This is a genomic window from Streptomyces sp. NBC_00440, from assembly GCF_036014215.1.
In the GTDB taxonomy this organism is placed as follows: Bacteria; Actinomycetota; Actinomycetes; order Streptomycetales; family Streptomycetaceae; genus Streptomyces.
Map to the genome: position 1 here is coordinate 625,824 of NZ_CP107921.1, position 19,080 is coordinate 644,903.

General features: G+C 71.1%; 15 protein-coding genes and 1 pseudogene. 1 reads left to right on the forward strand and 15 read right to left on the reverse strand.

All coding sequences use genetic code 11. From position 1 onward, the window contains the following. Positions 1-331: 331 nt before the first annotated feature. The gene (locus tag OHB13_RS02820; protein ID WP_266859652.1) at positions 332-2,551 is read right to left on the reverse strand and encodes an NADP-dependent isocitrate dehydrogenase; all 2,220 of its coding nucleotides are present in this window, start codon (positions 2,549-2,551) and stop codon (positions 332-334) included. Between the two features lie 212 nt (positions 2,552-2,763). On the opposite strand from OHB13_RS02820, the pseudogene OHB13_RS02825 reads away from it, so the two are divergent. Beyond that, positions 2,764-2,934 (forward strand): annotated as a pseudogene (locus OHB13_RS02825) (HAD hydrolase-like protein); the annotation flags it as partial. A gap of 70 nt (positions 2,935-3,004) precedes the next feature. On the opposite strand, the gene OHB13_RS02830 reads toward OHB13_RS02825, so the two are convergent. The 14 genes from OHB13_RS02830 to OHB13_RS02895 all read right to left on the reverse strand — a co-directional run bounded on the left by OHB13_RS02830 (position 3,005) and on the right by OHB13_RS02895 (position 19,063). Continuing rightward, positions 3,005-3,868, reverse strand: a complete 864-nt coding sequence (locus OHB13_RS02830; RefSeq protein WP_328375337.1) for an endo alpha-1,4 polygalactosaminidase — start codon at positions 3,866-3,868, stop codon at positions 3,005-3,007. A 72-nt stretch (positions 3,869-3,940) separates the two neighbouring features. After that, entirely contained in the window at positions 3,941-6,031 is a 2,091-nt protein-coding gene (locus tag OHB13_RS02835; RefSeq protein WP_328380201.1) for a xanthine dehydrogenase family protein molybdopterin-binding subunit, read from the reverse strand. Between the two features lie 63 nt (positions 6,032-6,094). Beyond that, complete coding sequence (locus OHB13_RS02840; RefSeq protein WP_328375339.1) at positions 6,095-7,084, reverse strand: FAD binding domain-containing protein; 990 nt, start codon at positions 7,082-7,084, stop codon at positions 6,095-6,097. After that, positions 7,081-7,650: a 2Fe-2S iron-sulfur cluster-binding protein gene (locus OHB13_RS02845; protein WP_405748795.1), complete on the reverse strand. Its 570-nt coding sequence runs from the start codon at positions 7,648-7,650 to the stop codon at positions 7,081-7,083. The genes OHB13_RS02840 and OHB13_RS02845 overlap by 4 nt, the downstream gene beginning before the upstream one ends. A gap of 228 nt (positions 7,651-7,878) precedes the next feature. Next, a complete protein-coding gene (locus tag OHB13_RS02850; protein ID WP_328375341.1) occupies positions 7,879-8,532 on the reverse strand; it encodes a phosphoribosyltransferase in 654 nt (217 codons plus the stop codon). 69 nt (positions 8,533-8,601) lie between these two features. Further along, on the reverse strand, positions 8,602-9,954 hold the full coding sequence (locus OHB13_RS02855; protein WP_328375342.1) for an erythromycin esterase family protein: 1,353 nt from the start codon (positions 9,952-9,954) through the stop codon (positions 8,602-8,604). A gap of 141 nt (positions 9,955-10,095) precedes the next feature. Further along, positions 10,096-11,520 (reverse strand): Re/Si-specific NAD(P)(+) transhydrogenase subunit beta, encoded by a 1,425-nt coding sequence (pntB, locus tag OHB13_RS02860; RefSeq protein ID WP_266859640.1) that lies wholly within the window; start codon positions 11,518-11,520, stop codon positions 10,096-10,098. Further along, positions 11,517-13,076: a Re/Si-specific NAD(P)(+) transhydrogenase subunit alpha gene (locus tag OHB13_RS02865; RefSeq protein WP_328375346.1), complete on the reverse strand. Its 1,560-nt coding sequence runs from the start codon at positions 13,074-13,076 to the stop codon at positions 11,517-11,519. The genes pntB and OHB13_RS02865 overlap by 4 nt, the downstream gene beginning before the upstream one ends. A 312-nt stretch (positions 13,077-13,388) precedes the next feature. After that, on the reverse strand, positions 13,389-14,549 hold the full coding sequence (locus OHB13_RS02870) for an acyl-CoA dehydrogenase family protein (RefSeq protein ID WP_328375348.1): 1,161 nt from the start codon (positions 14,547-14,549) through the stop codon (positions 13,389-13,391). Continuing rightward, the gene (locus OHB13_RS02875) at positions 14,546-15,727 is read right to left on the reverse strand and encodes an acyl-CoA dehydrogenase family protein (RefSeq protein WP_328375350.1); all 1,182 of its coding nucleotides are present in this window, start codon (positions 15,725-15,727) and stop codon (positions 14,546-14,548) included. The genes OHB13_RS02870 and OHB13_RS02875 overlap by 4 nt, the downstream gene beginning before the upstream one ends. A 4-nt stretch (positions 15,728-15,731) precedes the next feature. Then, positions 15,732-16,760 (reverse strand): phosphotransferase family protein, encoded by a 1,029-nt coding sequence (locus OHB13_RS02880; protein ID WP_328375351.1) that lies wholly within the window; start codon positions 16,758-16,760, stop codon positions 15,732-15,734. Positions 16,761-16,863: 103 nt separating this feature from the next. Then, a complete protein-coding gene (locus OHB13_RS02885) occupies positions 16,864-17,619 on the reverse strand; it encodes an SDR family oxidoreductase (RefSeq protein ID WP_266859631.1) in 756 nt (251 codons plus the stop codon). Further along, complete coding sequence (locus OHB13_RS02890; protein ID WP_328375353.1) at positions 17,616-18,305, reverse strand: HAD family hydrolase; 690 nt, start codon at positions 18,303-18,305, stop codon at positions 17,616-17,618. The genes OHB13_RS02885 and OHB13_RS02890 overlap by 4 nt, the downstream gene beginning before the upstream one ends. Further along, positions 18,305-19,063, reverse strand: coding sequence for an SDR family oxidoreductase (locus OHB13_RS02895; protein ID WP_328375355.1), 759 nt, complete (start codon positions 19,061-19,063; stop codon positions 18,305-18,307). The genes OHB13_RS02890 and OHB13_RS02895 overlap by 1 nt, the downstream gene beginning before the upstream one ends. Positions 19,064-19,080: the final 17 nt, after the last annotated feature.

Here is a 19,080-nt window from a genome sequence, read left to right on the forward strand (position 1 = left end):
GGGGTGCACGAGGCGGATTCACGGCGCGTGTCCATGAGGGCGGCCGGCTCGCACCGGTCCGGCCGGACAGCCGCACGCCGCCCTGAAAGTCGTGGATCAGCCTGATGTGCAACCCCGTTGCGTCCGCTCGGCGGATACGGCGGGCATATCAGGCACTGACATCTCTCATGGAACCACGCAAGCCGGTCCCCGGCATCCGGCGTCGCTCCGGGCCGGTCCGGCGGCGGGCCCTTCGCACAACGCGGCCACCCCGGCCGGCGGGATGCCGGCCGGGGCGGCCAGGGTGCGGATAGGCGGCCGGCCGCCGCTGGGGCGGCCGGTCTGCCGGACGTCAGCCGAGCGTCGCGATGGCCTGGTTGAAGGTCGCCGACGGGCGCATGACGGCCGAGGCCTTCTCCGGGTCGGGCTGGTAGTAGCTGCCGATGTCGGCCGGGGAACCCTGGACCGCGATCAGCTCGCCGACGATGGTCTGCTCCTGCTCACCGAGCGTCTTGGCGAGCGCCGAGAACGCCCCGGCGAGCTGTGCGTCGTCGGTCTGCGCTGCCAGCTCCCGGGCCCAGTAGAGCGCCAGGTAGAAGTGGCTGCCGCGGTTGTCGATGCCACCGAGCTTGCGGCTCGGCGACTTGTCCTCGTTGAGGAACGTGCCGGTCGCGCGGTCGAGCGTGTCCGCGAGGACCTGGGCGCGTGCGTTGCCCGTCGTCTGCGCGAGGTGCTCGAAGCTGACCGCCAGCGCGAGGAACTCACCCAGGCTGTCCCAGCGCAGGTAGTTCTCCTTGACGAGCTGCTGGACGTGCTTCGGCGCGGAACCGCCGGCGCCCGTCTCGAACAGGCCGCCGCCGTTCATGAGCGGGACGACGGAGAGCATCTTCGCGCTCGTGCCCAGCTCAAGGATCGGGAACAGGTCGGTCAGGTAGTCGCGCAGCACATTGCCGGTGACGGAGATCGTGTCCTCGCCGCGGCGGATGCGCTCCAGCGAGAACGCGATGGCGTCCGCCGGCGTCATGATCTCGATCTGCAGACCGTCGGTGTCGTGCTCGGGGAGGTACGCCTTGACCTTCGCGATCAGGGCGGCGTCGTGCGCGCGTCCCTCGTCGAGCCAGAACACGGCCGGGGTGCCGGTCGCGCGGGCGCGGGTCACCGCGAGCTTGACCCAGTCCTGGATCGGCAGGTCCTTGGTCTGGCACATGCGCCAGATGTCACCGGCGCTGACGGCGTGCTCCAGTACGGCGTTGCCCTGGCCGTCGAGGACCCGCACCGTGCCGGTGACCGGGATCTCGAAGGTCTTGTCGTGGCTGCCGTACTCCTCGGCCTTCTGCGCCATCAGACCGACGTTGGGCACGGAGCCCATCGTCGACGGGTCGTAGGCGCCGTTGGCGCGGCAGTCGTCGATGACGACCTGGTAGATCCCCGCGTAGCTGCTGTCCGGGATGGTCGCCAGGGTGTCGGCCTCGCCGCCGTCCGGGCCCCACATGTGGCCGGAGGTACGGATCATGGCCGGCATGGACGCGTCGACGATGACATCGCTCGGCACATGCAGGTTGGTGATGCCGCGGTCGGAGTCGACCATCGCCAGGGACGGGCCCTCGGCCAGCTCGGCCTCGAAGGACTCCTTGATCTTCGCGCCCTCGGGCAGCGCGTCCAGGCCCTTGAGGATGCCGCCGAGACCGTCGTTGGGGGTCAGCCCGGCGGCGGCGAGTGCCGCACCGTGCTCGGCGAACGTCTTCGGGAAGAAGGCGCGCACCACGTGGCCGAAGATGATCGGGTCGGAGACCTTCATCATCGTGGCCTTCAGGTGCACCGAGAAGAGCACGCCCTCGGCCTTGGCGCGGGCGATCTGCGCCGTGAAGAACTCACGGAGCGCGGCCACGCGCATCACCGAGGCGTCGACGACCTCGCCGGCCAGCACGGGTACCGACTCGCGCAGGACGGTGGTGGTGCCGTCGTCCCCGGCCAGCTCGATGCGGAGCGAGCCGTCCTCGCCGATGACGGCGGACTTCTCGGTGGAGCGGAAGTCGTCGCCGTCCATGTGGGCGACGTTCGTCTTCGATTCGGACGACCAGGCGCCCATCCGGTGCGGGTGGGCCTTGGCGTAGTTCTTCACCGATGCCGGGGCGCGGCGGTCCGAATTGCCCTCGCGCAGCACCGGGTTGACGGCGCTGCCCTTGACCTTGTCGTACCGGGCGCGGACGTCCTTGTCCTCGTCGGTCTGCGGGTCGTCCGGGTAGTCCGGCAGCGCGTAGCCCAGCTTCTGCAGCTCCGCGATGGCGGCCTTCAGCTGGGGGATGGACGCCGAGATGTTCGGCAGCTTGATGATGTTCGCGCCGGGCGTCCTGGCCAGCTCGCCGAGCTCGGCGAGTGCGTCCTCGACCCGTCGGCTCTCGTCAAGACGATCGGGGAAACTGGCGATGATCCGCCCCGCGAGAGAGATGTCACGGCTCTCCACGGTCACACCGGCCGTCGAGGCGTACGCCTGGATCACCGGCAGGAACGAATACGTCGCCAGGGCCGGGGCCTCGTCGGTATGTGTATAGATGATGGTCGAGTCAGTCACCGGGTGCTCCGCTCCACGTCTGCAACATTGCTCGACATCAAGATATCTCCTGAGCGCCCCCCTCTCGACAGGGCCCCGCCCCCGGGGCGACGGAGCCGCACGCATCCGGCCGCGGGCGGCTGCGCCCCGGCAGAGGAGCGGCAGGCGCCCGGGGAGCAGAGCCGGGGCGCCCCGGAAGGGCCGGGAACTGCCCTCTTGGCATCCTGGGAGGGATGAGCACACCCAGCGCAGCTCCGGTCATTTTCGATCTCGATGGCACCCTCGTGGACAGCGAGCCGAACTATTTCGAAGCCGGCCGCCAGGTTCTCGCGGAGCACGGTGTGCCGGATTTCAGCTGGCAGCGGCACGCCCGGTACATCGGGACCGGCACGAGGGACACGCTGGACTCCCGCGCCACGGCGGCCCGGCCCTGATCGGGTCCCGTGAGGGGCGGAGCTGCCGGAAGCTCACCCGTCAGCCGGCGGCGTCGCACCGCCGGTACACATGGGCTTTCTCGCCCGCAGGGCTCACCTCGCGGTCGCGCAGCGTGACCGACAGCTTCCTGCCCCAGGAGTGGCAGGCCCGGTCGAAGTCCTTGGTTCCGTACTCGATGTCGAAAACCCTGCCCCGGTAGGCGTCGGCGAACTCGGTGCACTCCCGGTAGCGGCCGCACTCCTCGACGACGGCGAAGTCGAACCCGATGCGGTGGCGCAGGCCCAGCAGGTCGGTGGTGTTCTTCTGGGCGACGGCGAGGCCCTGCCGGTGCGCCCGCGCGGCCAGCAGGGTGGCGAAGGACGCCGCGTCGTCGGCGGTGAGCAGATGGTCCGAGCGCTCGTACGAGTCGAGATTGTCGGGCTCCACCGCGTCGAACCCGGCGTCGGCGCAGCCGTCGATCCAGCGGCCGACGATGCCCGCGAGCTTCTCCCGCTTGGCGGCGCCCGAGATGTCGAGGAGGGGCTCCTGCCAGTCCTCGTCGACGACCGGCTTGCCGTGGCGGTCGTGCAGCAGCAGGTCGGGGTGGTGCTTGTGCCACCAGCCGACCGCGCCACCGGGCTGCGTCTGGAAGGCGTTGACGTAACAGATGTTGTAGAGCCCCGGTACGGGATCCGCGGTGCGGTCCCGGGAGACCGCGCGCACACCGGCCGGCGGCCGGTACGGACCGCCCAGCTGGTAGTCGAAGGCCGCCCGGGCCGGGGGCTTCTGCACGCCGCCGTCCCGTGCGGAGCCCGAAGCGGCCGGGGAGGAGGCGCCGTTGGGGTCGCCGGAGGAGCATCCGGCGGCGAGGACCATCAGCAGCGGGGCGAGGACACGGGCGGCACGGCGGAACACAGCAGGCACGTAGGGACTTTCGGGAGGGGACGGGGGAAAGTGATTGGATCATGCAAGCCGCCCCCGCGGCGAACGGACCCCTCAGAGCCCGGCGCCGTCCATCGCCTCCAGCACCTTGTCGGCGGTGATCGGAAGCGAGCGCATCCGGACGCCGGTGGCGTGGTAGAAGGCGTTACCGACCGCTGCCGCCGTACCGACAATGCCGATCTCGCCGATCCCCTTGCTCCCCATCGGATTGAGGTGCTCGTCCCGCTCCTCGATCCAGTGCGCCTCGATGTCGCGGATGTCGGCGCAGACGGGCACGTGGTACGAGGCGAGATCGCTCTCCACGAAGGCACCGGACGCGGGGTCGACGGTGCTGCCCTCGGTGAGGGCCATCCCGATGCCCATCACCATGCCGCCGATGAACTGTGCCCTGGCCGTACGGGAGTTGAGGATGTGTCCGGCCGCGTACACGCCCAGCATCCGCCGGACCCGGACCTCGCCCGTCACCGTGTCCGCCTCCACCTCCGCGAAGTGGGCACCGAAGGCGTGCCTGGCGTACGGCACCGGCTCTCCGGCCTGTCCGCTGGTGTCGGCGGTGGCGTCCAGGCCATCGGCAGGGACCGCTCCCCCGTGTTCACCGAGCCTTGCCGCGAGCGAGGTGCAGGCCTGGTGGACCGCCCAGCCCCAGGACGCGGTGCCCGAGGAACCGCCGGCGAGAGAGGCGCTGGGCAGATCGCTGCTGCCGATGTCGACGGCCACCCGGGCCAGCGGTACGTGCAGCACGTCGGCGGCGATCTGTGCCAGGACCGTACGGGCGCCCGTACCGATGTCGGTGGCGTTGATCCGTACCAGGAAGGTGCCGTCGGGCGCCGCGTGCGCGGTCGCCCGGGACGGGGAGACCAGGACGGGGTAGGTCGCGGCGGCGACACCGGTTCCGGCCAGGAGCGCGCCGTCGCGCCGTACACCGGGGCGCGGATCCCGGTCGTTCCAGCCGAAGCGGCGCGCGCCTTCCCGCAGGCACTCGGTGAGATGCCGGCTGCTGAACGGGAGGCCGCTGTCCGGCTCGGTGTCCGGCTCGTTCCGCAGCCGCAGTTCCACCGGGTCCAGGCCGGTCGCGACGGCGAGTTCGTCCATCGCGGATTCCAGCGCGTACATGCCGGGAGCCTCGCCGGGCGCCCGCATCCAGGAGGGGCTCGGCACATCGAGGGCCGCGACGCGATGGGTCGTCAGGCTGTGCGGTGAGCGGTACATGACCCGCCCGGGAACGGCGGCCTGCTCCACGAACTCCTTGATCCGCGAGGTGTGCGTGATCACCTCGTGCGCCAGGGCGGTGATGACACCGTCGTCGCCCGCCCCCAGCCGCACACGTTGCAGGGTGGGGGCGCGGTGCCCGACCATCGCGGGCATCTGCCGCCGGGGAAGGGCCAGCGTCACGGGGCGCCCGGTGTGCAGGGCAGCCATGACGGCGAGCACCACATGGGGACGCGGGGTGCCCTTGGATCCGAACCCGCCGCCGACGTGCTGGGAGACGACCGTGATGTCGCGCTCCGGCACGGCGAACAGGGTGGCGAGGGCCTCGCGGACGGCTGTCGCACCCTGGCTGGAGTCGTGCACGGTCAGATGCCCGCCGGTCCACTCGGCGGTGCTGGCGTGCGGCTCCATGGGGTGGTTGTGCAGCGGGGACACGGTGTACGACACGTCGATGCGGACCGGAGCCGCTGCGTGAGCGGTGGCGAAGTCACCGCGCTCCCGGTGGGCGGGGTGGCCTCCGTTGGCGGTCTCCGGCGCGTAGATCGTGGGGTCGCCGGCCTTCAGGACGGACTCGTGGGAGCCCCTCTCGTACTCCACCCGCACGGCGTGCGCCGCGGCCCGGGCCCCCGCGAGGGTCTCGGCCACGGCGAGGGCGACAGGCCAGCCGTAGTGCGGCACCCGGTCGTTCTGCAGAACGGCCAGGGCCGGGTCGTCGGTGGTGCCCAGCCGGGGCGCGTTGCCCGCGGTGAGTACGGCGACGGTGCCGGGCAGCGCCAGGGCGTCCTCGGTGTGTACGGCACGGACCCGGCCCGAGGCGATCGCGGCCGGGACCGGCCAGGCGTGCAGGCGGCCGGAGGGGGCGTGCTCGGCCGCGTAGGCCGCTGTGCCGGTGACTTTCGCCCGGCCTTCGCGGCGGCTGACGGGGGTGCCGGTCATGGGCACTTCGGACACGGGCCATGCGGTCACGGGCAGTCGGGGGTTCACGGGGTGCTCTCCTCCTCAGCCGCGGTCAGCGAGACGGGCCAGGGTGTCGACCGCCAGACGGCGGGCGAGCCTCACCTTGAAGGCGTTGCCGGACAGCGGTGCGGCCTGTGCCAGTTCGGCCTCGGCGGCGCGCAGATAGGTGTCCTCGCCTGCCGGAGCTCCGACGAGGAGCGCCTCGGCGGTCACCGCGCGCCAGGGTTTGTGCGCGACGCCGCCGAAGCAGAGGCGCGCGTGGCGGATCAGCCCGTCGTCGCCGACGGCCAGGACGGCCGCGACGGAGACGAGCGCGAAGGCGTACGAGGACCGGTCGCGCGCCTTGCGGTACGCGGAGGGCATCCCCCCGGACGACGCCGGGACCACCACCGAGGTGATCAGCTCTCCGGGCCGGATGACGGTGTCCTGCTGGGGGCGGTCGCCGGGAAGGCGGTGGAAGTCGGCCACGGGGACCTTCCGTTCGCCTCCGGGACCGACGAGTTCGATTTCGGCGTCGAGGGCCGCCAGGGCGACCGCCATGTCGGAGGGATGGGTGGCCACGCAGTGCGCGGAGTGGCCGAGCACGGCGTGGTCGCGGTTGACGCCGTCGAGGGCCCCGCAACCGGAGCCCGGTTCGCGCTTGTTGCAGGGCTGCCCGGTGTCCTGGAAGTACGGGCAGCGGGTCCGCTGGAGGAGGTTGCCCCCGGTGGTGGCCATGTTGCGGAGCTGGCCCGACGCGCCGGACAGCAGGGCCTGGGCCAGGACGGGCAGGTCGCGGCGCACCGCCGGATGCGCGGCGAGGTCGCTGTTGCGCACGGTCGCCCCGATCCGGAGCCCGCCGCCGGGCAGTTCGCTGACGGTGTCGAGGGGCAGCCCGCTGACGTCGACGAGGGTGCCGGGGGCCTCCACACCGAGTTTCATGAGGTCGACGAGATTGGTACCGCCGCCGAGGAAGCGGGCGTCCGGCAGCGAGAGGAAGTGGTGCACGGCGTCCTCGGTGCTGCGGGCCCTGACGTAACCGAACGGCTTCACGCGATCACGTCCGCGACGGCTTCGACGATACGGGGGTAGGCGCCGCACCGGCACAGATTGCCGCTCATCCGCTCCCGGATCTCGTCCGGGGTGAGCTCGGCGGGTCCCTCGTCGGCGAGGTCGGCCGCCGCCGTGACGTGGGAGGGGTGGCCCGCGGCGGCTTCGGCCAGCACGCCGACCGCCGAGCAGATCTGCCCCGGGGTGCAGTAGCCGCACTGGAATCCGTCACGGTCCAGGAAGGCCTCCTGGACGGGGTGCGGGGCGCCGGCGGAAACGAGGCCCTCGATGGTGGTGATGGGGGCGTCCTGGTGGGCGACGGCCAGCAGCAGGCAGCTGTTGGCCCGGCGTCCGCCGACCAGCACCGTGCAGGCGCCGCACTGCCCGTGGTCGCAGCCCTTTTTCGCACCCGTGAGCCCGATCTCGTCCCTGAGGGCGTCCAGGACCGTGGTGCGGTGGTCGAGTTCCAGGGTGTGCGCCATCCCGTTGACCCGCAGGGTCACGGTCGACCACACGGGCGTCTTCCCTGCCGGGTCGCGCGGCCGGGGCCGTCCGGTGCTCGGCTGCATACGTGTTTCACACCCATTCTGCGCTGGGTCACGGATCGGTCCGTGCGCCCGGAGGGTGCGTGGGGCTACCGGATCCACTCGCCGGATCCGGCACACGCGCCGAACGGCCGCCGCTCCCACTTGATGCCACGGAGCCACCGCATGCCACTGGACGCAGTCCGTGCGGGGCACGGGCCCGGGATCACGGGGTACGTACGGGGGCAGCGGCCGCCCGCCCACTGCACCGGCTCAGGTCGGGACCGTGAACTCCCGCAGGATCTCGATCACCTCGCCGTCGGAGGTCTGGTCGAACTGCTCGTACCACTGCCCGACCGCCTGGAAGAGTGCCGGCTGCTGGAGGCAGATCACATCGTCGGCCTCCTGGCGCAGCGCCGCGGTGCCGTCGGCAGCGCCCACGGGGACCGCCAGGAGCAGACGGCCGGGTGCCTGGCGGCGCAGATGACGCACGGCCGCGCGTGCCGTGACGCCGGTGGCGAGTCCGTCGTCGACGAGGATCACGGTTCGGCCCTCGCACACGAGTGGCGGCCGGCCGTGCCGGTAGAGGTCTTCCCGGCGGTGGAGTTCGGTGCGCTCGCGGGCGACGGCGGAGGCGAGCGCGTCCTCGCTCAGGCCGAGCCACCGCAAGGACCGCGAGTCGAACAGCGGCGGGTCATCGCCGGCGATCGCTCCGACCCCCGTCTCCGGCTGTCCCGGTGCGCCGATCTTCCGTACGACGAGCACGTCCAGCGGCGCTTCCAGGGCCCGGGCGACCTCCGCGGCGACGGGCACACCGCCACGTGGCAGCCCCAGCACCAGGGGGCGGACGAGGCCGTCGGCGGCCACTGATGCGAGGAGCGCGGCGGCGAGGTCCCGCCCGGCTTCCCGGCGGTCGCGGAATCGCATGATCCTTCCTCTCTCCCATGGGCTGCGACAGCTCCCACAGCTCCGGGTATCGCTGATCGTGCGCGGGTGTCACATCCCGGTGGGCCACGTCTCCTCCTCGCCCGTGCCCAACGGAGCGCCGTGGAGCGGGGCGAGGGCCTGGCTGCGGTCGAGGAAGACGAAGGCGTCGTAGCGTTCACCGAGCACGGTGGGGACGTAGTTGCCGCGCTTCTCGGCATCCGGCCGGTAGACCACTCCGATGGCACGGTGGTCCCGCTCCTCGTCGAACCAGTCGGGGCTGTGGCCGGCCGGCACCCCCTGATGGACGCCCTCCGGGAAGACGAACAGTCCCGCACCGCCGGGAAGTGCCCGGTGCAGCAGTTCCTCCACGCTGTCGGTCCGCGCGGGAGGTACGCGCATCATGCTCGGGTGATCGCCCCAGTGGCCGGCGGCGATCACCGTTCCGTCGTAGGAGCCGAAACCGACCAGTACGACGCCTTCCGTGGCGTGGCGTTCGCGAACGAGCTGGCCGAGACTGACCACTCCGGCCGCAGGCATGTCGGTGGCCCGAGCGTCTCCGACATGGGTGTTGTGTGCCCACACCACAGCCTTCGCGTCGGGACCATGGTGCTCCATGAGCCGGTCGAGGGTGTCAGCCATGTGGTGGTCACGGATGTTCCAGGACTCCGGGCCGCCGCCCACCATGGCCCGGTAGTAGCGTTCGGCGCCGGCCAGCACTTCCGCGTTCTGCCGTGCGGTGAATTGCACGAAGCCGCCGTCTGCCGCCTCGGGGTCCTCCGTGAACTGCCTCAACCGCACCAGCAGGGCGAGGACTTCGCGCTCGCAACCGGACGGCACGAACCGGGTGGCGTGTGCGTAGGAGCGGGGATCCCCGGCGTACGGCTCGAAGCAGCGGTACGCCTCCAGTGCGCCCGCCGGCTCGGCCGGGGCATGTTCGTCGAGGTAGCCGATCACGGCGTCCAGCGACTCCCACAGCGAGTAGACGTCCAGGCCGAAGAAGCCCACGCGTGAACTGCCCTGCGGCAGAACGGTGTTGTACTCGCGCAGCCACCGGGCGAAGCGGAGCACGTTGGTGTTGGCCCACATCCATGTCGGCCAGCGGCCGAACTCCATCAGCACATCGAGCGGGTCCTCCGGGGCGCCCGGCGCTGCCGTGACCGAGGAGTGAACGGCCTGGCAGTCCGGCCAGTCACCCTCGACCGCGACGAAGGAGAAGCCCTTCTCCTCGATCAGCCGGCGCGTCAGTACCGCCCTCCAGCGGTAATAATCGGTACTTCCGTGGGAGGCCTCGCCCAGCAGTACGTACCGTGCGTCACCGATCCGCTCCAGCAGCGGGTCGAGGGACGCGGGGCCGGTCAGCGGCTGGGCACTCTCCTGGATCAGGTCCGCCCGGGGCTCCGTGTCCGACCGCCTGGAGGTCATGGCCGTTCCCTCTCGCACCGACAGCGTGCTGGGCTCAACACCCAGTCTGGTGCCACCCCGGACGCATAGTCCAACGCTCGGGACCCGCCCGAGCCCCTTCGAGGCCCCCTGCTGGTGCGGATCAGCCGCGCAGCGAGGCGGTCAGAGCGCTTTGAGGATGTCTTCGACACGCAGTTTGGCGTCGCCGAAGAGCATCTGGGTGTTGTCCTTGAAGAAGAGGGGGTTCTGGACACCGGCGTATCCGGTGGCCATGGACCGTTTGAACGCGATGACGTTCCTGGCCTCCCAGACTTGCAGGACGGGCATACCGGCGATCGGTGATCCCGGCTGGTCGATGGCGGCCGGGTTGACGGTGTCGTTGGCGCCGATGACGAGGACGACGTCGGTGTCGGGGAAGTCGTCGTTGATCTCGTCCATCTCCAGGACGATGTCGTAGGGCACTTTCGCCTCCGCGAGGAGGACGTTCATGTGCCCCGGAAGGCGGCCTGCGACGGGGTGGATGGCGAACCGGACGTTGATGTCCCTGGCCCGGAGGTTCTTGGTGAGCTCGGCGACGGCGTGCTGTGCCTGCGCGGTGGCCATGCCGTAGCCCGGTGTGATGACGACCGATGACGCGTCCGCCAGGAGCATCGCGGCATCGTCGGCGGTGATCTCGCGGTGTTCCCCGTAGTCGCCCTCGACCGCGGTGGCCCCGGCCTCGACGCCGAAGCCGCCGGCGATGACGGAGATGAACGACCGGTTCATCGCCGTGCACATGATGTAGCTCAGATAGGCACCGGAGGAGCCGACGAGGGCACCGGTGATGATGAGCAGGTCGTTGTCCAGGAGGAAGCCGGCGGCCGCGGCGGCCCACCCGGAGTAGCTGTTGAGCATCGACACGACCACGGGCATGTCGCCGCCACCGATGGACATCACCAGGTGCCAGCCGAGGAAGAGCGCCAGCAGCGTCACGCCCGCCAGCAGGAGCAGCCGGGTGAGCCCCGCGCCGTGCGGGGTCAGGCAGTAGGTGACGGTCAGGGCGGCCATCGCGGCGAGCAGGAAGAGGTTCAGCGCGTTGTGCCCCGGCAGGGCCAGCGGCGCACTCTTGATCTTCGCCGACAGCTTCAGGTAGGCGACGACGGATCCGGTCAGGGTCACCGCACCGATGAAGACCCCGACGAAGACCTCCACGTCGTGGATCGTCGGGTAGGCCACGTTCTTCTCGTACGAACTGTTCCAGCCGACGAGGACGGCCGCGAGACCGACGAAGCTGTGCAGCATCGCGATGAGCTCCGGCATTCCGGTCATCTCGACGCGCCGGGCGAGGGTGATGCCGATGACCGCGGCGACCGCCATGGCGGGGAGGATCAACGCAAGCCCGGACAGCCCGCTGCCCCCGGACGACGGCCCGCCGCCCGTGGTGCCCGCGACGGCGGCCACCACCGTGGCGATCAGCGCGATCGCCATGCCCGCCATGCCGTACCGGTTGCCCATGCGGGCGCTCTCGTGCTTGGACAAGCCCTTCAGGGCGAGGATGAAGAGCAGACCGGCGACGATGTAGGCGCCCTGGAGGAGTGTGGGGTTCATCGGGACGCGTCCTCTTTCTTGAACATCTGCAGCATGCGAGCGGTCACGGTGAACCCGCCGAAGACATTGATGGTCGCCACGAGGATGCCGACGAAGGCGATCAGCCGGCTGCCGTACACACCGACCTGGAGGAGCGCGCCGACGACGATGATCCCGGAGATCGCGTTCGTCACCGACATGAGAGGTGTGTGCAGCGCGTGGTGGACGTTGCCGATGACGTAGTAGCCGATGACGACCGACAGCATGAACACCGTGAAGTGGCCGAGGAACGGCTGCGGGGAGTACGCGGCCAGTACCAGGAACAGAGCTGCGGCGGCGCCGATGACAGCCGTGCGAGTGCCCTGACCGACCGGCTTCTTCTCGGGTTTCGGTGGCAGCGCGACCGTGGCGGCCGGGGCAGCGGGCGCCGCTGAGACCTGCACCGGCGGCGGTGGCCACAGAACCTCACCGTTGTGACATACCGTCATCCCCCGCTGGACGGCGTCCTCCAGGTCGAGGGTGAGCCGGCCGTCCTTCGCCGGCGTGAGGAGCTTCAGCAGGTTGACGAGGTTCTGCCCGAACAGCTGGGACGCCTGGGTGGGCAGCCGGCCCGGCAGGTCCGTCCAGCCGAGAATCGTCACGCCGTTGGCTGTGACGACCTTCTGGTCCGCCACCGTGCCCGCGACATTGCCGCCGTTGGACGCGGCCATGTCGACGATGACACTGCCGCGCTTCATGGAAGCGACCATGTCCGCGTCGATGATCCGGGGCGCCGGGCGGCCCGGAATCAACGCGGTCGTCACGATGATGTCGACCGTCGGGACGATCTCGCGGTACATCTGCGCGGTCCGCCGGTTGAACTCCTCGCCCATTTCCCTGGCGTAGCCGTCGGCGGACGGGCCGGTCTCCAGACCTTCGAGGTCGGGGCGGAGGAACTCCCCGCCCATCGACTCGACTTGGTCCGCGACCTCCGGCCGGGCGTCGAACGCCTTCACGACGGCGCCCAGACTGTTCGCAGTGCCCATGGCGGCCAGCCCGGCCACACCCGCACCGACCACCAGCACCGTCGCCGGCGGCACCTTCCCGGCCGCCGTCACCTGCCCGGTGAAGAGCGACCCGTACTCGTTCGCCGCCTCGATGACGGCCCGGTACCCGCCGATGTTCGCCATCGACGACAACACATCCAGCGCCTGCGCGCGGGAGATGCGGGGGACGACGTCCATGGCGAGCGCCGTGACGCCCCGCTCGGCGAGAGCGCTGACGAGTTCCGGGGACAGCGCCGGCGCCATCAGACTCACGACGGTCTGTCCCGGGCGGAACCGGGCCACTTCCGCGTCATCCGGGGCATTGATCTTCATCACGATGTCGGCGTCCCACACCTCCGGGCCGGCGGTCTCGGCGCCGGCAGCCCGGTACGACGCGTCGTCGAACGCCGCGCCGTCACCGGCCCCGGATTCGACGGATACGGCATACCCCAGCTTGATCAACTGCTCAACGGTCCTGGGGGTGGCCGCAACCCGGGTCTCACCCGGTTTGGTTTCCAGTGGAATACCGATACGGCGAACAATCGACGACATGGCCGGCCTCCTCGGGCGGGTCGGTCAGTTGATGACGAGCAGCGTTCCGGCGCAGCAGAACGCCATGATGAACACGGTGGCGAGAACAGCGAGGCCCGCCTCGGCGCAGCAGAGTGGGAAAGTACCCGCTGGAGCCCATCCCGAACAGCGCCATACCGATGGCGGCGCTCTGCACCTGGTCGGCCACGTCGAGGGCCCCCTGGGGAAGGATGTCCGTGGTCCGCAGTATGACGCAGCCTCAGAACGTCACCCCGCCCACCGCCGGGGCGAGATGGTGCATGTACGCAGCCACGGCCTGAGCGGCCGTGACCATCAGCGGCACTCCTTGTCCGGGACGATTCCGACGATGCCGCCGAGACGGGCCCGGTGGCGGACGGGTGTGCCGAGCGCGACCTGGTCCGCGACGGCGCGCTTCAGCCGCAGATGTGCGGGGTGCTCCCAGGTCATGCCGATCCCGCCGTGGAGCTGAACGCACTCCTCGGCGGCACGGACCGCCACCTCGCTGCACACCGACGCGGCCACGGCCACCGCCACCGGCGCGTCGCCGGGGTCGTCGGCCAGCGCGGCCGCGGCGTAACGGGCCGCGGCGCGGGCGCTCTCAACGGCGATGTGCAGATCCGCCATACGGTGCTTGATCGCCTGGAAGCCACCGACGACTCGCCCGAACTGGCGGCGTTCCGTCAGGTAGGAGACGGTCTCGGTGAGGCACCAGTGCGCGAGGCCGACCTGCTCCGAAGCGAGCAGCCCGGCGCCCGTGAGCAGACCGGCGCGTACGGCGTCCTCCGCGGCCCGCCCCCGCGCCACCGGGCGGGCGCGGGCACCGTCAAGCCTGAGGGTGGCCAGCGGACGGGTCATGTCGAGGGCTGTCACGGGGGTGGCCCGGACCTCTGCGCGGTCGACGAGCCAGAGCCCCGGACCGTCCGTGCCCAGCGCCGGGACGAGGAAGGTGCCGGCGTCCGCACCGGCCACCGGTGTGACGTCACCGTGCAGACCGTCCGGCTTCTCCCGGACGGTGTACGCCGGGCTGTCCGGGACCGCGGACCAGGGGACCGCGAGCGTGAGGACGAGTTCCCCGGATGCCGCTGCCACCAGCGTGTCGCGTACCGCGCTCCGGTCCGCGGACTGCTCGGGCATCAGCCGCACCAGGGTGCTCGTGGCGATGACGGCACTGGTGAGGAAGGGGACCGGGGCGACGGCCGAGCCGAGTTCCTCCAGCACGGTCCCGGTCTCGCGCGGACCTGCCCCGGCTCCCCCTGCCTCCTCCGGTACGAGGAGCCCGGCGAGTCCCAGGTCGGCGGCCAGGGTCCGCCACAGCGCGCCGTGCAGGCCTTGGGCGCCGTCGTAGACGGCCGCGACATCCTCGGACGCGCACCGGTCGGCGAGCAGTTTGCGCACGACGGTCCGTACCGACTCCTCGTCCTCGGACTCGACGAGCGAGAGCCGGACCGGGCCTGAGTAAACGGGGAGCGTCATCGGGGGACCTTCTTCCAGGGGACGTCCTTGTCCACCCGGGCCTCGCCCGGGAGGCCGAGCACACGTTCGGCGACGATGTTGCGGAGGACCTCGGACGTTCCGCCCTCGATCGAGTTGCCCTTCGCGCGCAGGTAGCGGTAGCCCGGTCCCCGGCTCAGGAAGTCGACGGAGGCCGGCCTGACGAGCGCCCAGTCGTCGTACTGGAGTGCGCCGTCGGGGTCGAGTTCGAGTTCGAGGAGGCTGATGCTCTGGGCCAGGTCGGCGAACATCACCTTCATGGCGGCGCCCTCGAATCCGGGCGCCCCCGTCGCGAGCCGCTGCCGGAGCCGGGCGCCCGTGAGCCGGAACACCTCGGCGGCGACCCAGCGCTCCATGACGCGGTCGTGCACGGCAGCACTGCGGACCCCGGGGTGCTCGCGCCACAGCTGCGCGACCTTGGAGATCATCCCCGACTCGCGGTCCGCCTGGTCGCCGCCGATGGCGACCCGTTCGCTGCTCAGTGTCGCGTTGGCGACCTTCCAGCCGTCACCGACCTCACCGAGCCGGGCCGTGTCGGGGACGCGTACGTCGGTGAGGAAGACCTCGTTGAACTCGGCCTCCCCGGTGATCTGGCGGAGCGGCCGGACCTCGACGCCTGGGGCGGACATGTCGAGGACGAAGTACGAAAGACCGCGGTGCTTGGGCACGTCCGGATCGGTGCGGGCCAGCAGGATGGCGAAGCGTGCGACGTGGGCGCTGGAGGTCCACACCTTCTGCCCGTTGACGACCCAGCCGCCCCCGTCGTCACGCACGGCACGTGTCGCCACAGCGGCGAGGTCGGACCCGGCACCGGGCTCGGAGAACAGCTGGCACCAGACCTCATCGCCGAGCCAGAGCGGCCGCAGGTAGCGAAGCTGCTGCTCCGCGGTTCCGAACGCGAGGATCGTGGGCGCCGCCATACCGAGGCCGATTCCGATGTGGCCGGCCGGGTTCAAGGGGGCTCCGCCCGACCGGAGTTCGGTGTCGACGACGTCCTGGAGGTCGCGGGAGATGCCGAGTCCGCCGAGGCCCTCGGGGAAGTGCACCCAGGCGAGCCCGGCGTCGAACCGGGCGCGGTGGAAAACGGCCGGGTCGGTGGTGGCGGGCGGGTATGCGCGCAGCAGTTCGGTGACGCGTCCACGCATCGTGTTCTCGTTCATGACCTCAGCTCCATTCCCTGAGGAGGGCGATGCCTTCGCCGAAGAGGGGCTCCACGAGGGTGCCGACCGTGTCGAATCCGGCCCCGACGGTCTGCTTCCGGGAGTGCCGGAGGTGAATGCCTTCGAGGATGACGGCGAGCTTGAACGCCGCCAGGCCCAGGTAGAACCCGAGACCCGCCGGGGGCAGCGGACCGCTGCGCGCGACGTACCACTCCACGAGCTGGGGCGCGGACGGGAAGCCGGGGGCGCGGGAGATCGTCGTGATGGCCTCGCCACCGGGGATCCCGGCGACCCGCCCGTAGACGACGAGAAGCGCGAGATCGGTGAGGGGGTCGCCGGTCGTCGCCATCTCCCAGTCGATGACGGCCCGCACCCCCAACTCGTCGACGAGCAGGTTGTCCAGCCGGAAGTCGCCGTGCACGATCCGGGCGGCCGACTCGGTGGGCACCCGGGCCGCGAGGGCCGTTCGCAGTTCCTCGGCCCCGGTCAGCTCGCGGGAGCGGGACGCTTCGAGCTGCCGGGTCCACCGGGACAGCTGCCGGCCGAGGAAGCCCTCGGGGCGGCCGAGGCCGCCGAGGCCGACGGCCTCCGGGTCGACCGCGTGGAGGCCGGCGAGCACGTCGATCATCTCGTGGGCGATCTCCCGGGTGCGGTCGGCGCCCAGCGCGCGCAGTTCCTTCTCGTCCCGGTAGGCGGTCCCCGGGACGTACTCCATGACGTAGAAGGGCGCGCCGATCAGTGCCGGGTCGCCGCACACAGCGAGGACCTGCGGCACGGGGACAGCTGTCGTGGCGAGCGCGCTCATGACGCGAGCCTCACGGCCCATGTCGTGGGCGGTTTCCAGGACATGACCGAGCGGTGGCCGCCGGACGATCCACCGCCGGTGGCCGTTGCCGACGAGGTAGGTCATGTTCGACTTGCCGCCGGTGATGACCCGGCCGGTGCACTCACCGAGCTGCGGGTCGACATGGGTACGGAGGAACGTGCCGACGACATCGAGGTCGAGGCCGGGCAGGTTGCGTTCGTCGGCCATCACAGCACCGCAAGGACGAGGAGGGCCCGGACGGCACGGACAGGGCGGACGGGGCGGTAGCCGCCCCCGGATGCGACGGTGATATCGAAAGTGCGCATGGCTCTCAGCCCTTCGGTCCGCCGGCGACATAGATGACCTGCCCGTTGACGAACCCCGCGTCCGCGCGGGCGAGGAAGGAGGCGACGGCGGCGATGTCGGCCGGTGTTCCCACCCGGCCGGCCGGGATCTCCTTGGCTCCGTGCTCGACCAGTTCGTCGAAGGAGACGCCCATCCGCTCGGCGGTCGCCCGGGTCATGTCCGTGGCGATGAACCCCGGCGCGATGGCGTTCGTCGTGATGCCGAACTTGCCCAGCTCGATGGCGAGCGTTTTCGTGAAGCCCTGGAGGCCCGCTTTGGCGGCCGCGTAGTTGGCCTGGCCACGGTTGCCGAGGGCGGACGTGCTCGACAGGTTGACGATCCGTCCGAAGCCCGCCTTGGTCATGTGCGCCTGGGCGGCACGGGACATGAGGAAGGAGCCGCGGAGATGGACGTCCATGACGGTCGACCACTCGGCGTTCGTCATCCGGAAGAGGAGGTTGTCGCGGAGCACGCCCGCGTTGTTGACGAGGACCGTCGGCGGGCCGAGCCGCTCGGCGACGAGCGCTGTCCCGCGCGCCGCGGAGTCCTCGTCGGAGACGTCGATCTGAACGGCCAGGGCATGGCCGCCGGCGGACTTGATACGGGCGACGACCTCGGCGCAGGCCCGCTGGTCCAGGTCGGCGACGGCGACGGCGAATCCGTCCGTGGCCAGCCGCTCGGCAACCGCGGCGCCGATGCCGCGGGCGGCACCGGTGACGATGGCGACGCGTGGGGAGTTCATGCTCGGGGCTCCTTGCTCGGGTGGGACGTGGTCGGTCCGACGGGTGCGCCGGACTCGATGACGGACAGCAGCGCGTCCCGGGTGGTGGCGGCGTCGCGGTGGAGAAGGCCGTGCAAGCCGGCGCGGCGGGCGCCCTCGACGTTGGGCCTGGCGTCATCGACGAACGCGACCCGCTCGGGCGGCAGGCCGAGGCGCGTGCACAGCAGCCGGTAGATGTCCGCGGCGGGTTTACGCAGCCCGACCTGCCCGGAGATGACGACCGGATCGAACCTTCCGTCGTAGAGCCGGTCCGGGTAGGTGTTCGCCCAGCTGTTGGAGAGGATGGCGACCCTGACACCGCGGGCCCGCAACTCGTCGGTCAGGTCCCACATCTCCTGGTCGGGGTGGAGCCCGGCGAACATGTCCGCGAGCATGCCCGCGGGCTCGGGGCGGCTTCCGTCGGTGCGCCGCAGCCGGGCCGCGAGCGCCTGCTCGAACCCCGCCGCGTCGAGCTTTCCGGTCTCCAACTCATGCACCGGGGAGTCCGGTTCGGCCTCCCGGCCGAGCCAGGCACGCAGGCAGTCGGTGAAGCTCTGCGGGTCGATACGGGAGGTGGCACGCCACAGCGCGAGCGAGTCGGCCACCGGAGTGGTGAGCACCCCGCCGTAGTCGAACGCGACGGCCTCGACGGGACCTGCGCCGCCCATCACTCCCCCTCGCCGACGAAGAGGTGTCCGCCGTCGACCACGAGGGTCTGCCCCGTCGTCCACGCGGCGTCCCCGGAGAGGAGGAAGGCCACCGCGCCTGCGATGTCCCCGGGTTCGCCGAGACGCCCCATCGGGTACCCCTTGGCCACGGCCTCTTCGCGGCCCTCGTAGAGCGCGGTGGCGAACCGGGTCTTGACGACCGCGGGCGCAACGGCGTTCACCCTGATACCGGGCGCGAGTTCGACCGCCAGCTGGGACGTGATGAAGGAGAGCATCGCCTTGGTGGCCCCGTAGAAGCCGATTCCGGTGGACGGCCGGAGCCCGGCGACGGAGGAGACGTTGACCACGGCTCCCGGCCCGCGCCCGCCCATCCCGGCCTGGCGGGCCAGCCGGATCCAGTCCAGCGCCGCAAGGCAGTTGACCTCGAAGATCTTGCGGGCCGCCACCGGGTCGATGTCGATCAGCGGGCCGTACACCGGGTTGATTCCGGTGTTGTTGACCAGCAGGTCGATGGAGCCGAATGCGGAGACGGCCGCGGCGACGGCCGCTTGCCGGCTCTCCGGCTGCTCGGCACTCCCGGCCACGAACCGGACCTGGTCCGGCGTACCGAGCGCGTCGGCGGCTTCCTTCAGTGATGCTTCTTTGCGCGCGGTGATGACGACCCGCGCGCCGTCGGCGACGAGCCGCTCCGCGATGGCGTACCCGATGCCGCGGCTGGCACCGCTGACCAGGGCCACCTTGCCGTCGAATGGCTTCATGACTCTCTCCTCCTCAG

Coding starts and splice junctions, on each gene's coding strand:
- OHB13_RS02835 (WP_328380201.1), bottom strand. CDS start 6,031: ATGACCGGCACCCCCGTCAGCCGCCGCGAAGGCCGGGCGAAAGTCACC.
- OHB13_RS02845 (WP_405748795.1), bottom strand. CDS start 7,650: ATGCAGCCGAGCACCGGACGGCCCCGGCCGCGCGACCCGGCAGGGAAG.
- OHB13_RS02850 (WP_328375341.1), bottom strand. CDS start 8,532: ATGCGATTCCGCGACCGCCGGGAAGCCGGGCGGGACCTCGCCGCCGCG.
- OHB13_RS02855 (WP_328375342.1), bottom strand. CDS start 9,954: ATGACCTCCAGGCGGTCGGACACGGAGCCCCGGGCGGACCTGATCCAG.
- pntB (WP_266859640.1), bottom strand. CDS start 11,520: ATGAACCCCACACTCCTCCAGGGCGCCTACATCGTCGCCGGTCTGCTC.
- OHB13_RS02865 (WP_328375346.1), bottom strand. CDS start 13,076: ATGTCGTCGATTGTTCGCCGTATCGGTATTCCACTGGAAACCAAACCG.
- OHB13_RS02870 (WP_328375348.1), bottom strand. CDS start 14,549: ATGACGCTCCCCGTTTACTCAGGCCCGGTCCGGCTCTCGCTCGTCGAG.
- OHB13_RS02875 (WP_328375350.1), bottom strand. CDS start 15,727: ATGAACGAGAACACGATGCGTGGACGCGTCACCGAACTGCTGCGCGCA.
- OHB13_RS02880 (WP_328375351.1), bottom strand. CDS start 16,760: ATGGCCGACGAACGCAACCTGCCCGGCCTCGACCTCGATGTCGTCGGC.
- OHB13_RS02885 (WP_266859631.1), bottom strand. CDS start 17,619: ATGAACTCCCCACGCGTCGCCATCGTCACCGGTGCCGCCCGCGGCATC.
- OHB13_RS02890 (WP_328375353.1), bottom strand. CDS start 18,305: ATGGGCGGCGCAGGTCCCGTCGAGGCCGTCGCGTTCGACTACGGCGGG.
- OHB13_RS02895 (WP_328375355.1), bottom strand. CDS start 19,063: ATGAAGCCATTCGACGGCAAGGTGGCCCTGGTCAGCGGTGCCAGCCGC.